This is a genomic window from Sneathiella litorea (assembly GCF_009882915.1).
Classification (GTDB): domain Bacteria; phylum Pseudomonadota; class Alphaproteobacteria; order Sneathiellales; family Sneathiellaceae; genus Sneathiella; species Sneathiella litorea.
In genome coordinates, this window is record NZ_WTUW01000001.1 from 610,739 (window position 1) to 624,765 (window position 14,027).

A 14,027-nucleotide genomic window follows, 5' to 3' on the forward strand; every position below is an offset into this window, starting at 1 on the left:
GAACATGTTTTTTAGACGGACATTTGGTCATGGAAAACGCAGCTAGTTTAAACCGCCTGGAATTGTTGCAAGTCGCTGACGCGGTTGCCCGAGAAAAGGTCATCGACCGGGACATCGTTCTGGAAGCCATGGAAGAGGCCATCCAGAAAGCGGCGCGCGCCAAATACGGGCATGAAAATGACATTCGTGCCAATATTGACCGGGGAACAGGTGAAATTCGTCTGGCCCGCATTCGCGAAGTTGCCGAAGAGGTCGAGAACGAGGCCACACAGATTTCTGTTGCCGATGCCCAGCACGAAAAGGAAGGCGCTGTAATCGGAGACCTGTTGGTAGATCCTCTCCCGCCGATTGATTTTGGGCGGATTGCTGCACAGACAGCCAAGCAGGTTATTGTCCAAAAGGTGCGTGAAGCAGAGCGCGAACGCCAGTATCACGAATATAAAGACCGCGTCGGCGAGGTTGTCAACGGCATCGTCAAACGAGTCGAGTATGGCAATGTTACCGTTGATCTTGGCAAGGCCGACGCCGTTGTTCGCCGCGATGAAATGCTGCCACGGGAAACCTTCCGGCAAGGAGACCGCATCCGGGCGTATATCTATGACGTGCGTCAGGAACCACGCGGACCGCAGATTTTTCTCTCGCGCAGCCATCCGCAGTTTATGTCGAAGCTGTTCGGTCAGGAAGTACCAGAGATCTATGACGGCATTATTGAGGTGAAGGCGGTTGCCCGCGACCCGGGAAGCCGGGCGAAGATTGCCGTACTCTCCAGCGACCCGAGCATTGATCCGGTTGGCGCCTGTGTTGGTATGCGGGGTTCTCGCGTACAGGCGGTGGTTAACGAGTTGCAGGGTGAGAAAATTGATATCATCCAATGGTCCCCGGATCAGGCGAGCTTCATCGTCAATGCGCTCGCTCCGGCGGAAGTTGCCAAAGTTGTACTGGATGAAGATGCTAACCGCATTGAGGTTGTTGTCCCGGACGATCAACTTTCCCTCGCTATTGGCCGGCGCGGACAGAATGTCCGCCTTGCCTCACAACTTTCCGGCTGGGATATTGATATCCTGACCGAGGAAGAGGAAAGCAACCGACGCCAGGCCGAGTTCACTGAGCGCACACAAAACTTTATGACAGCCCTTGATGTGGACGAGACGATTGCCCAACTATTGGCCTCGGAAGGATTTACCTCTGTGGAAGACATCATGTATGTAGATGTCAACGAAATTGCAGAGATTGAAGGCTTCGATGAGGAAATCGCCGCGGAGCTTAATAACCGGGCCCGGGAACATGTGGAACAGACCAATTCCGAGTTGGAGGAAAAGCGGCAGGAAATGGGTGTCAGCGATGATATCGTGAATTTGCAGCTTTTAAATCCAGCCATGATTGTTGCCCTTGGTGAAGCCGGTGTTAAGGAACTTGATGATCTTGCGGATTTGTCTGGCGATGAGCTCATCAGCCCTGAGGACGGCATTTTGCGGGACTTTGGACTGACGGCAGACGAGGCTAACCAGATCGTGATGGCTGCACGTGCGCATTGGTTCGAAGATGAAAATGCTGATGCAACAGAAGAAACAGAGGAAGAAATTCCAGCTGATTGAAGCCGGAAGCGGAGAAGTAGACTTGAGTGATCCGCAGCGCCGGTGTATAGCCACTGGACAGATACGGGAAAAAGACGCACTACTTCGCTTTGCGGTATCGCCTGACGGACTTTTGGTTCACGATATTGGCTTTATCTTGCCTGGACGCGGAATTTGGGTAAGCTGCGATGCGAAAGCAGTCGAACTGGCGGTCAATAAGCGCCTGTTTGCTAAAGCAGCGAAGCGGGCGGTGACAGTACCGGAAGATCTGGTGACGACCGTCGATCAATCTCTGGCGCGACAAATTCTGGCGCTGCTGGGGCTAGGGCGTAAAGGTGGGCTGGTAACGGCCGGTTTCGCCAAAGTCGAAAAGGCGCTAAAATCTGGCAAGGCGGCCTTGTTAATTGCTGCCTACGATGGCGCAGAAGATGGACGGCAAAAGCTCAGGCGTATTGCCGGGCCATTGCCAGTGATTGACATATTCAGCGTCGCTGAACTAAGTCAGGCGTTGGGTAAAGAGAACGTAGTTCATGCCTGCTTGGCAAGCGGCATGATGACGAAAAAGATTTTGACGGCGGTCTCCCGACTGAAAAAGTACAGGGGCCAAAGCAAATTAAATACCGAAGTGTCGGAGTAAGAATGACTGAGACAAATGACAAGGATGGGCGTAAGTCGCTTAGCCTGAATAAACCGTTAGAAGCGAAAAAGACTGCTGGCGGCAATAGTCAGGTCCGTCAGAGCTTTACCCATGGTCGCTCAAAGACCGTGCAGGTGGAAGTGCGCAAAAAACGCAGCACTCTGGGCCTTGGCAACCAAAAACCGGCGGCGACCAAACCTGCAGCTCCGGATTCGGAAAAGAAAGTCCTGCATGTTGCAAAACCTGCAACGGACCGGAAGAAAGCGCCGGAGGCCCCTAAATCCAGAGCTCCAAAAGATGCGAAGGATCTTTTGACCAGTGACGAAAAAGCGGCGCGCGTAGCGGCGTTAGAGATCGCACGTGAGCAATCCCTGCGCGAAGCCGCAGAGCGAAAAGCCCGCGAAGAGGCAGAAGCCAAAGAGGCAAAGAAAAAAGCTGCAGAGCAGCCGCCTGAAGACGCCGAAACTGCACAAGAAGCAGAAGCGCAAGCGGAGCCTGCAAAACCGGTAAAACGTCGCTCTCCCGAAGAACGACGGCGTGCGGAAGAAGAAGAGGCGCGCCGCCTGTTGGAAGAGGCAAACGCAACCAAAAATGCACAAGTTGCCGTCCATCGCGAGAAAGTCAAATCAACTGCGAAAGATGAGGAACTTCGTCGCGAAGCAAAAACGACGCCACGTGCTCCTCGAACAGTTGAAGGTGGTAACCAGCCAAGTGATGATCTCGCTGGTGGCCGCAAGAAAGCGCCGAAACAAACACGCGGAGCTGAGGAGCGCCCCTCCCCAACTCGCAAGCCGAACGAGCAACGTCGCCGCTCAGGCCGTCTCACCATCGGCGAAGCGCTGGATGACCGCGGACCAAAGCAACGGTCTTTGGCCTCTCTTCGACGCGCCCGCAAGAAGCAGCAGCAGGTTGCTGAACCGCCGCAGAAGATTTTCCGCGAGGTTACCATTCCGGAGGTCATCTCCGTACAGGAACTTGCCAACCGCATGTCAGAGCGCTCTGTTGATGTGATCAAGGCGTTGATGAAACTGGGAATCATGGCAACAGCCAACCAGACTATTGATGCGGATACGGCGGAACTGGTGGTTGAGGAGCTGGGTCATAAAGCGCGCCGTATTGCCGAATCCGACGTTGAAATCGGACTTGGTGGTGAAGAGGAAGATTCACCGGAAACTCTTCAGCCCCGTGCACCGGTTGTTGCCGTCATGGGTCATGTCGACCATGGTAAAACGTCCCTACTGGATGCCCTGAGAAAATCAGATGTCGTCTCCGGTGAAGCAGGCGGTATCACACAGCACATTGGCGCCTATCAGGTAACTCTTGCCGCAGGTGAAGTCATTACGTTCCTTGACACCCCCGGTCATGAGGCCTTTACGGCCATGCGTATGCGTGGCGCTCAGGTAACCGATATTGTTATTCTCGTGGTTGCCGCCGACGACAGTGTCATGCCGCAAACCATTGAAGCCATCAAACACGCGAAGGCGGCCGGAGTGCCGATTATTGTCGCCATCAACAAATGCGACAAGCCAGCTGCAGACCCGAACAAGGTGCGGCAGGAACTGCTCCAGCATGAGATCTTTGTCGAGGATATGGGCGGCGACGTCTTGGATGTGGAAGTATCCGCGAAAACAGGCGCCGGACTGGACAAGCTCCAAGAAGCAATCCTGCTTCAAGCGGAAGTGCTTGAGCTGAGAGCCAACCCTAACCGTTCGGCGCACGGTACGGTTGTCGAGGCTAAGCTCGAGACAGGCCGCGGCATGGTAGGCACCGTTCTTGTCAATCGTGGTACACTGCATGTTGGTGATTACTTCGTGATGGGCCCGGCAATGGGTAAAGTACGTGCTCTGCTCGATCATCGCGGCCAGAATGTAGAAGAAGCCGGTCCTTCCGTCCCTGTTGAGGTTCTGGGTATTCAGGGAACTCCGACAGCAGGTGATGATTTCGTTGTCACCGAAACGGAAAGTCAGGCGAAAGAAATTGCCACTTACCGTCAGCGTCTGGATAAGGACAAGAAGGTTACGGCGACCGCTCGGGGCACGATTGAACAGATGTTCACAGCCATTAAAGAAGGTACCGCGGATGAACTGCCGGTATTGATCAAGGCCGATGTACAAGGTTCTGCTGAAGCCATCACCACCGCCCTTGAAAATCTCGGGACGGATGAAGTTGCGGTGAAGGTACTCTTATCCGGGGTCGGCGGCATTACGGAATCCGATGTTGCCCTGGCAGCGGCGTCACGGGCAATCATTATTGCCTTCAACACCCGCGCGAACAAACAGGCTCGTGATGAGGCTGAGCAGCAGGGCATCGACATTCAGTACTATTCGGTGATCTATAATGTCATCGATGATATGAGAGCGATGCTTTCAGGTATGTTGGCACCGACTTTACGCGAGAATTTCCTCGGTTATGCAGAGATTCGCGAAGTCTTCAACATTTCGAAAGTCGGAAAGATCGGTGGTTGCATGGTTACCGAAGGCAACGTCAAGCGTGGTGCAAAAGTGCGCCTTCTGCGTGATGATGTGGTAATTCATGAGGGAACGCTTTCAACTCTTAAACGCTTCAAGGATGAAGTCAAAGAGGTGAAATCCGGCATGGAATGCGGTATGGCGTTCGAGAATTATCATGATCTGAAGGTTGGCGATTTCATCGAATGCTTTGAAATCGAGGAAGTGGCCCGCGAGCTTTAGGGCCCCTTTTTCATAACATCGCGTTAAATTCGCGGGAGAATTCTCATGGCACATTCGAAACGCGGTCCAAGAACCGCGAGCAAGCGGCAATTGCGTGTCGGAGAAGAACTCCGTCACATTATCTCGGGTATTCTGGCGAAAGACCTGATTCATGACGCGGATGTCGCAGGTAACTCGGTGACGATAACGGAAGTTAAACCCAGCCCGGATATGCGAAATGCGACTGTCTATCTGACAACCCTTGGCGGCGTGAATGAAGAGGCTGTTATTGCCGGGCTTAATCGCACAGCAGGCGTCATTCAGAGCGAAATGGGTCGGCAACTTACCATGAAATTCACACCGAAGCTTGTATTCAGGAAGGACGACTCCTTTGAGTATGGAAGCCATATTGACGCCCTGATCCGGAAAAATCGGTTGCCCGAAGAGCCCAGTTAACATCTATGGCAAGAAAGCGGCGCGGCATCCCTATTCACGGATGGCTTAATATAGACAAGGAAGCGGGCTTAAGCTCCGCTCAGGTCGTCAGCCGGATCAAACGCATCACAAATGCCCAAAAAGCCGGGCATGCAGGCACACTTGATCCCTTTGCGACGGGAGTTTTACCAATTGCTCTCGGTGAGGCGACAAAAACCGTTGGTTATATCGTCGACGACACCAAGCAGTATCGCTTTACCATGCGTTGGGGAGAAGCCCGCAATACCGATGATATCGAAGGCGAAGTGCAGGAGGTATCTGAAGTTCGTCCGGATCTGATAGATATCAAGGCGATCTTACCGTCATTTATGGGCACAATCCGTCAACGCCCCCCCGCATTCTCAGCAATCAAGATAAAGGGAGAACGCGCCTACAAGCTTGCGCGTGCCGGAGAAGACATTGATATGCCCGAGCGAGAGGTCCAAGTAGAGACCTTGAAGATAATCGAGGTTATAGATAATGATCACACCATTTTTGAGGTAACCTGCGGAAAGGGCACCTATATCCGCTCACTTGCACGCGATATCGCGTTAAAACTCGGTACTGTTGCACATCTGTCAGCCCTTCGGCGCATTCGTGTCGGTCCTTTTTGGGAACAGGATGCGATTTCACTGGATAAATTAACAAAGCTGTGGCAGTGTCCCGCAGAATTTGGAGGCTTGCTTCCTCTTACGACCGCGCTGGACGACATCCCGGCTCTGGCCGTAACGGAACCACAGGCAGTTCGTTTGCGGCACGGCAATGACGTGGCGGTCCCAAATCAAGCAGACGGTATTGTCTGCGCCATGGACGGAGACATCCCTATTGGTATCGCAAAGGTCGAGACTGAAAGGCTGTATCCAGTCCGGATTTTCAATATTTAACACAGGAGAACACGATGTCGATCACTGCAGAAAGAAAAGCAGACCTGATCAAGGAATATGCGACGAAGGATGGGGACACTGGCTCCCCGGAAGTGCAGATTGCCATTTTGACCGAACGGATCAGCAATCTCACGGATCATTTCAAAGAACATAAAGGCGATGTACATTCACGCCGCGGCCTCCTAAAAATGGTCAGCCGCCGTCGTCGCCTGCTCGACTACCTCCGGAAAGTCGAAGAATCACGTTACCAGGAAACGATTAAACGCCTTGGTATTCGTAAATAATAAAGAGTTGTGCGGATCTGTCATACAGCCGCTTTCCCAACAAGCGCCGGTGTCTGCCTTGGGTTTACCCATTGCACATCGGCGTTTGCCGCGTTTAGGAAGCAAAGCTTCATTTAGATGCAAAGTTAAGATGAGATAAGGAAAAGGACTGAGGCATAGGGTCTCAGATTAGGCAGGACAGCATGGGGCTGATCCTGCGTTGGAAGGAAAAAAAATGTTTGAAGTACATCGCAAGGAAGTGATGTGGGGCGGACGTCCGCTCGTAATGGAAACTGGAAAAGTTGCCCGTCAGGCTGACGGTGCAGTTATGATCACATATGGTGGCACGCAGGTTCTTTGTACCGCTGTTGCCGAAAGAAAACAGAAGCCGGGGCTGGATTTCTTCCCGCTGACGGTTAATTATCAGGAAAAAGCTTTTGCTGCCGGTAAAATTCCAGGCGGCTTTTTTAAACGCGAAGGTCGCCCGAGCGAAAAAGAAACGCTCACCTCTCGCCTGATCGATCGGCCTCTGCGCCCCTCATTCGTAAGTGGTTTCAAAAATGAAACCCAGGTTATTTGTACGGTTCTTGCCCATGATATGGAAAATGATCCGGATATCGTCGCTCTTGTTGGCGCCTCTGCCGCACTAACGATTTCCGGCATACCTTTCCTCGGCCCGGTTGGCGCAGCCCGTGTTGGCTATGTGGACGGCGAATATGTGCTGAACCCTGTTGCCGGACAAATGGACGGCACCAAACTGGATCTTGTCATCGCCGGAACGTCCGAAGCGGTCTTGATGATTGAATCAGAAGCCCATGAGCTCAGCGAAGAAGAAATGCTCGGTGCCGTAATGTATGGCCACCGGGAAATGCAGACGGTCATCGATGCGATTATCGAACTTGCAGAAGCCTGTGCAAAGGAGCCTTGGGATTTTGCGCCTGAGGAAACCGATAAAGATCTGGAAGCTAAAGTTAAGGCCGCTGCTGAAGCCGCCCTCACCGAAGCCTATAAAGAACAGGTCAAGCAGACGCGTTCAGACAAAATTTCTGCCGCAAAGGCAGCTGCTATCGAGTCTCTTGAAGAAGAAGAGCGTGATGCGGCAGGCGGAATTCTGAAAAAGATCGAGAAAAAGATCGTTCGCGGAAACATCATCGCAACCGGAAACCGCATCGATGGACGCGATACCAAGACGGTTCGTCCGATCGTTGCAGAAATTGGTTCACTGCCACGTAGTCATGGCTCTGCCCTTTTCACACGCGGTGAAACACAGGCTCTCGTTGTTGCGACGCTCGGTACTGGTCAGGATGAACAGATCGTCGATGCACTTGCAGGCGAATATCGCGAAAACTTCATGCTCCACTATAACTTCCCGCCTTACTCAGTCGGCGAAGTGGGACGTATCGGCTTTACCGGCCGTCGTGAAGTGGGACATGGCAAGCTCGCCTGGCGCGCAATCCATCCGCTGCTTCCTGCCAAGGACAAGTTTCCCTACACATTGCGGATTGTCTCGGAAGTGACTGAGTCCAACGGCTCTTCCTCCATGGCGACGGTGTGCGGAACGTCACTTGCTCTCATGGACGCAGGCGTTCCACTGGACCGCCCTGTTGCAGGTATCGCCATGGGACTTATCCTGGAAGAAGACGGCAAGTTTGCGGTTCTTTCCGATATCCTCGGCGACGAAGACCATCTCGGTGATATGGACTTTAAGGTCGCTGGAACCGACAAGGGGATTACATCCCTGCAGATGGATATCAAGATTTCCGGAATTACCGAGGAAATCATGCGCATTGCGCTGGACCAGGCGACAGAAGGCCGCCTTCATATCCTGAAGGAAATGGGTAAAGCCATCGACAGCGCCCGCGATGGCGTCCGCGACGGTGCACCGCGCATCACGCAGCTGCAAGTCCATAAGGACAAAATTCGTGATATTATCGGTACAGGCGGCAAGGTTATTCGCGAAATTTGCGAAGTCACTGGCGCAAAAATCGATATTGAAGATGACGGTACCGTCAAAGTCGCAGCAACAACCACCGAAAGTGCCGATGCGGCCATCAACTGGATCAAGTCCATTGTGGATGATCCGGAAGTTGGCGTGATCTATACAGGTAAAGTCGTGAAGGTTGTTGATTTTGGTGCATTCGTAAATTTCTTTGGCAATCGGGACGGTCTTGTCCATATTTCCGAACTGGCGCCGCAACGCGTTGGTAAGGTCACTGATGTGGTCAACGAAGGGGACGAAGTCCGCGTAAAAGTCCTTGAGATAGACGGTCGCGGTAAAGTACGGCTTTCCATGAAGGCTGTCCTTGCAGAAGAAGAAAAGACAGCGACGCAGGAATAATACGTCGACGTCAACTATATTAAGTATCAAGGGCGGTGCGGACGCGATTGTCCGGCCGCCCTTGTTTTTAGATGTCTCTTGATGCTTGGGCTACCATGCCTTAAGTGTTAGGTTAGTGCTCAGGTATGCAACCATAGGAAATGTCTCGTGAAGCCGTTAAATCCAATTATCTTGTCAGGCAAGGAAGTTCTTCCCCTTATTGAGGGAGGAAAAGGAATTGCTGTCTCATCGGGCCAGAGTTCAGGTGCTTGGGCGGCAGCGGGCGGTGTTGCAACATTTTCCGGTGTCAATGCCGATAGTTTTGACGATGCTGGCAACATTATCCCACAGGTTTACCATGGCCGCACCCGTCGTGACCGCCATGAAGAGTTGGTTGCTTATGGCATTCAGGGTGGCATTACGCAGGCACAGATTGCCCATGAACTAGCCGGCGGCGAAGGGCGCATTCACATGAATGTGCTCTGGGAGATGGGCGGCGCAGAGCGCATACTGCACGGTGTTCTAGAAGGAACGAAAGGCCTTATCCACGGTATCACCTGTGGTGCAGGCATGCCTTATCGGATCGCGCAGATCGCCTCTGACTACAAAGTTCATTATTACCCGATTATTTCTTCCGCGCGCGCTTTTCGCGCTCTTTGGAAGCGGGCCTACCACAAATTCTCCGACTGGCTGGGCGGCGTCGTTTATGAAGACCCGTGGCTTGCCGGTGGGCATAACGGTCTCAGCAACAGTGAAGATCCATTAGTTCCCGAGGATCCATACCCACGCGTTGCGGATCTGCGAAAGCTGATGAATGAGATTGGCCTGAACAATGTCCCTATCATCATGGCTGGCGGGGTTTGGCATGTCGACGAATGGGAACATTGGCTGGATAACCCGGAAATTGGCCCGATCGCCTTCCAGTTCGGCACACGGCCGTTGCTCACGAAGGAAAGCCCCATATCCGACGCCTGGAAGAAAAAGCTGGGTACCCTGAGTAAGGGCGATGTCTTTCTCAACAAATTCAGCCCGACGGGTTTCTGGTCTTCAGCGGTACGTAACGACTTCCTGGATGAACTAAAAGCCCGCTCGGAACGGCAGGTTGCCTTTTCGAATGAGCCAGTCGGAGCGCATAATACCGCGTTCGGAACCGGTGCGCGCAAGCGGGAGGTATATCTGACGGCGGATGATAAATCCCGCGCAGAAAGTTGGGTTGCCGCAGGCTATACGGAAGCAATGAAAACGCCAGATTCAACGCTGATTTTCGTCTCTCCTGGAAAAATGGGTGAAATCCGCAAGGATCAGATAGATTGCATGGGCTGTCTATCCCAATGTTCGTTCTCAAACTGGGCAGAAGGCGACAAGGGCAATACAGGCCGAAAAGCTGACCCGAGGAGTTTCTGCATCCAGAAAACCCTGCAGGATGTCATTCATTCCGAAGCGAATATTGAGAATAACCTCATGTTTGCCGGACATGGCGCATATCGCTTCGCCACCGATCCGTTCTACGCAAATGGGTTTATTCCAACGGTAAAACAGCTTATTGAGCGGATTATGACAGGAAAATAAACCACAAACGCTCATAAACATTCTGTTGCAGATTTGAATTATTAAAATAAGTACTATATAATTATATTGATATCCTTCGCTGGGAAGGTGTACGATTTATAGAGTATAGTCTAATCATGCAGTCTGAATTGGTTGATTTGGAAAAAAAACTAAGGAATGCACAGTTGCGACCGACCAAGCAGCGCTTGGCGCTGGCGCAGTTGTTGTATGCCGATGGCGACCGCCATATCACAGCTGAACGTCTGCATAGTGAAGCGATTGAAGCCGGGGTCGCAATTTCCCTTGCGACTATTTACAATAACCTCCATCAATTTACCTCCGCAGGCCTCTTGAGAGAGGTGGTAGTCGATTCCAGCCGGTCTTATTTTGATACGAATATCGCCCCGCACCATCATTTTTTCCATGAACAAACCGGCAAGTTGGAAGATATTGCCGTAAACGATCTCAAGGTTGATAACATTCCCCCGCTCCCCGAAGGAATGGAAATTAGCAGCGTTGACGTAATTGTTCGGGTGAATTCTTCCCGCCGATAAGGCAATCCAAGCTCACCGCGAAGTTTCTTTTTTAGAAGAATTCTAGTTTATTGACAGCCCTTTTTCCGGGACCTATATTATTTGGGTAATCCTGTTCTGCCTTGAACAGACTCATTCCAAATTTTCATTCCAGGAGGACTTCATGTCTCTAGCGGGAAGCAAAACCGAACAAAATCTGAAAGATGCCTTTGCAGGAGAATCACAGGCAAACCGCCGTTATCTTTACTTCGCACAAAAAGCCGATGTTGAAGGATACAACGATGTTGCTACGGTTTTTCGCTCAACTGCAGAAGGTGAAACCGGCCATGCGCACGGTCATCTAGAATATCTTGAAGAAGTCGGCGATCCGGCAACCGGTCTACCGATTGGTGGTACTGCCGACAACTTGAAAGCTGCGGTTGCCGGTGAAACCCACGAATATACAGATATGTATCCTGGTATGGCTAAAACCGCACGCGATGAAGGCCATGACGAGATTGCCGACTGGTTTGAAACCCTTGCCAAAGCGGAAAAGAGTCACGCTGGCCGTTTCCAGAAAGCACTCGATAACCTCGACGACTAATTCGGTTTCGAATTCTAATTTCCGGGGTAGCGGGTTGAGAAATTCGCTACCCCGTTGTCAATCACCTACATTCGGGGGAATATTATGCGCGAAGGAAGCCTGGACGCGCCGACACGGCACATTATTGACTGGAATAATCCCGACTTCTATGACGAGCAAAAGCTGGATGATGAATTACGCCGCGTATTCGATATCTGCCATGGCTGTCGCCGTTGTTTCAATCTTTGCGACTCCTTCCCCCGCCTGTTCGACCTGATCGACGCCTCAGAGACAGAGGAACTCGACTCCGTCGCATCGGAAGATTTCAAGCCCGTCGTCGATGCCTGCACGCTCTGCGATATGTGCTTCATGACCAAATGCCCCTATGTGCCGCCACATGAATTCAATCTTGATTTCCCGCATTTGATGCTGCGATATCGCGCCGTTGAAAAAAAGAACGGCAAAGACAAGTTCGTAAGCCGCGAACTCGCCAAAACGGATCGGAATGGGAAACTCGCCGCCCCTGTTGCGCCTATCGCAAATTGGGCAACGAAGAAATCAAACGGGATGACCCGCGGGATTATGGAGGCCACACTCGGCATCGATAAACATGCCGCTCTACCAAAATACCAATCGAAGACCCTTGAAGCCCGCGCCAAGGACAATCCGCTGGAGATCAACAAGGATGCGCCTGCCTATGGCCGCAAAGTGGTTATCTACGCAACTTGTTTTGGCAATTACAATAATCCCGCCACAGGTGAGGCCACTCGAAAAGTACTCGCCAAAAACGGTATTGAGACGGAAATTGTCTATCCGGGATGCTGCGGCATGCCCCTGATGGAGCAGGGCGACCTTGCAGGCGTCGTGGAAAACGCCAAAAAAGTCTCCGCCGAACTTGGTGGCTGGATTGACAAGGGATATGACGTCATCGCACTTGTTTCCTCCTGTGCCTTGATGCTGAAATTCGAATGGCCCCTGCTCGCCCCTGACGACGCCGCAATCGAAAAACTTTCCAAGGCAACATTTGATGTCGCTGAATATGTGATGGAGTTTGCTAAAAAGGAAGGCATGGCGGACGGCATGCAGCCGATTGGCGACAGCATGGCCATGCATCTCGCCTGCCATGCCCGGGCTCAGAATATGGGCGCCAAGGGAGCTGAAATACTACGCCTCATCCCGGATGCCAAGGTTACGGTTGTAGAACGCTGTTCCGGCCACGGCGGCTCCTGGGGCATCATGAAAGGGAATTATGAGACGGCGCTTAAGGTTGGCAAGCCAGCCGCCCGGAATGCCCTTAAATCCAATGCGAAATATATTGCATCGGAATGCCCGCTGGCGGCGGAACATTTGATGCAGGGAATTGAAAACCTTGATGCCGAAGGGGTAAATGCGAAATCCGCCTTACATCCAATAGAATTATTGGCGAAAGCCTACGGCCTTTAAGAGGAACGAAAACCATGACTGCAGTTAAGAAACTTAAAATTACGGCAGAAGATATTCTGCCGCTCGGCGAGTACAAGAGGATCCGCAAAGAGCACAAGCAGAAACTTATTCCAATCAAGAAGAACCGTCGGGTAGAGATTGGTCCCTTTGCGACCTTTTACTTCGAGAATTATGAGACCATGTGGTCGCAGATCCAGGAAATGCTGTATATCGAGCAGGGTGGCGATGAACAACTTCAAGACGAGCTCGCGGCTTATAACCCCCTCATTCCAAACGGATCGGAATTAGTCGCAACTTTCATGATTGAGATTGATGACCCGGTCCGTCGTGATTTTATGCTGCGCCAACTTGGCCATATCGAGAAGACGATCTATCTCTCTGTCGGCGGAGAGAAAATTTACGCGGTCCCAGAACAGGAAGTGGAGCGTACAACAGAGGATGGGAAAGCCTCCTCAATCCATTTCCTGCATTTTCCGCTGACGGACGCCCAGAAATCGGCATTCAAGGATCACGCAACAGAAGTTCAGCTTGGCATAGAGCATGAAAAATACGGGCATATTACCTTGATCAAGGGCGATACCCGCATAGCCTTGGCCGAGGATCTGGACAACTAGACGCGCTGTTAGCGGATTTTTTCGCTCTCATAAACGCCATAAAACTGGCTGGCCAAAAGCCAGCCGGTGAGGCCGGCAATCTCGATTTCACACCAGCGTCCGTCGCATTCCTCAAGCTTACCCACAACGCCTGGTTCGGCAAGCAACACAACCGGGCTACCTTCGTCCGGAGCTTCATAGACCGCGCGTACCTCGCTCGTGATGATCAAGGTGCGCCGACTGCTAATTAGATTTCGGTGAACCCAACCGACGGAACCATCAATATCGCGAATTTGCCTCCAGAGTTCATACTCCTCAATAATCTCTACCGGCCAGCCCTCGCGGACATATACCCACTTGATAGGATAACGGGTTCCCGGCCCCGCGCGAACATTAACCTTGTCGGACGACAGGGAAACAAAGCGCGGTATTGGCAAGCCGGTCTCGGAACCGGTCGAGCCAGCATTGGCCTGCGGAGCAAGAAAAATTAAAACAAAAAAGCCAAGAAGGAGGATGCTGCGTTTCAATGT

Annotated in this window: 13 protein-coding genes; 12 read left to right on the forward strand and 1 reads right to left on the reverse strand. The window is 52.1% G+C overall.

Features of this window, described 5'->3' with window-relative positions; translation table 11 throughout:
- The first annotated feature begins 29 nt into the window (after window positions 1–29).
- The 12 genes from nusA (at window position 30) to GQE98_RS03055 (ending at window position 13,518) form a co-directional block, all read left to right on the forward strand.
- Entirely contained in the window at window positions 30–1,595 is a 1,566-nt protein-coding gene (gene nusA, locus GQE98_RS03000; RefSeq protein ID WP_161314051.1) for a transcription termination factor NusA, read from the forward strand.
- Window positions 1,555–2,211: an RNA-binding protein gene (locus GQE98_RS03005; RefSeq protein ID WP_161314052.1), complete on the forward strand. Its 657-nt coding sequence runs from the start codon at window positions 1,555–1,557 to the stop codon at window positions 2,209–2,211. The genes nusA and GQE98_RS03005 overlap by 41 nt, the downstream gene beginning before the upstream one ends.
- A 2-nt stretch (window positions 2,212–2,213) precedes the next feature.
- Window positions 2,214–4,901 (forward strand): translation initiation factor IF-2, encoded by a 2,688-nt coding sequence (gene infB / locus GQE98_RS03010; protein WP_161314053.1) that lies wholly within the window; start codon window positions 2,214–2,216, stop codon window positions 4,899–4,901.
- Window positions 4,902–4,946: 45 nt separating this feature from the next.
- Complete coding sequence (gene rbfA / locus GQE98_RS03015) at window positions 4,947–5,336, forward strand: 30S ribosome-binding factor RbfA (RefSeq protein WP_161314054.1); 390 nt, start codon at window positions 4,947–4,949, stop codon at window positions 5,334–5,336.
- A gap of 5 nt (window positions 5,337–5,341) precedes the next feature.
- Window positions 5,342–6,238 carry a tRNA pseudouridine(55) synthase TruB gene (gene truB / locus GQE98_RS03020; RefSeq protein WP_161314055.1) on the forward strand — a complete coding sequence of 299 codons (897 nt, stop codon included), beginning with the start codon at window positions 5,342–5,344 and terminating at the stop codon, window positions 6,236–6,238.
- 14 nt (window positions 6,239–6,252) lie between these two features.
- Complete coding sequence (rpsO, locus tag GQE98_RS03025) at window positions 6,253–6,522, forward strand: 30S ribosomal protein S15 (protein ID WP_161314056.1); 270 nt, start codon at window positions 6,253–6,255, stop codon at window positions 6,520–6,522.
- Window positions 6,523–6,736: 214 nt separating this feature from the next.
- A complete protein-coding gene (gene pnp, locus GQE98_RS03030; protein ID WP_161314057.1) occupies window positions 6,737–8,839 on the forward strand; it encodes a polyribonucleotide nucleotidyltransferase in 2,103 nt (700 codons plus the stop codon).
- Window positions 8,840–8,986: 147 nt separating this feature from the next.
- Entirely contained in the window at window positions 8,987–10,387 is a 1,401-nt protein-coding gene (locus GQE98_RS03035; protein WP_161314058.1) for a nitronate monooxygenase, read from the forward strand.
- Between the two features lie 116 nt (window positions 10,388–10,503).
- Window positions 10,504–10,920 carry an iron response transcriptional regulator IrrA gene (gene irrA / locus GQE98_RS03040; protein ID WP_161314059.1) on the forward strand — a complete coding sequence of 139 codons (417 nt, stop codon included), beginning with the start codon at window positions 10,504–10,506 and terminating at the stop codon, window positions 10,918–10,920.
- Between the two features lie 142 nt (window positions 10,921–11,062).
- The gene (locus tag GQE98_RS03045; protein WP_161314060.1) at window positions 11,063–11,482 is read left to right on the forward strand and encodes a rubrerythrin family protein; all 420 of its coding nucleotides are present in this window, start codon (window positions 11,063–11,065) and stop codon (window positions 11,480–11,482) included.
- An 84-nt stretch (window positions 11,483–11,566) separates the two neighbouring features.
- Window positions 11,567–12,904, forward strand: a complete 1,338-nt coding sequence (locus tag GQE98_RS03050) for a heterodisulfide reductase-related iron-sulfur binding cluster (RefSeq protein WP_161314061.1) — start codon at window positions 11,567–11,569, stop codon at window positions 12,902–12,904.
- Window positions 12,905–12,918: 14 nt separating this feature from the next.
- Window positions 12,919–13,518 carry a DUF3501 family protein gene (locus GQE98_RS03055; RefSeq protein ID WP_161314062.1) on the forward strand — a complete coding sequence of 200 codons (600 nt, stop codon included), beginning with the start codon at window positions 12,919–12,921 and terminating at the stop codon, window positions 13,516–13,518.
- Window positions 13,519–13,526: 8 nt separating this feature from the next.
- On the opposite strand, the gene GQE98_RS03060 is transcribed toward GQE98_RS03055, so the two are convergent.
- The gene (locus GQE98_RS03060; protein WP_202526052.1) at window positions 13,527–14,024 is read right to left on the reverse strand and encodes an SH3 domain-containing protein; all 498 of its coding nucleotides are present in this window, start codon (window positions 14,022–14,024) and stop codon (window positions 13,527–13,529) included.
- Window positions 14,025–14,027 lie beyond the last annotated feature (3 nt).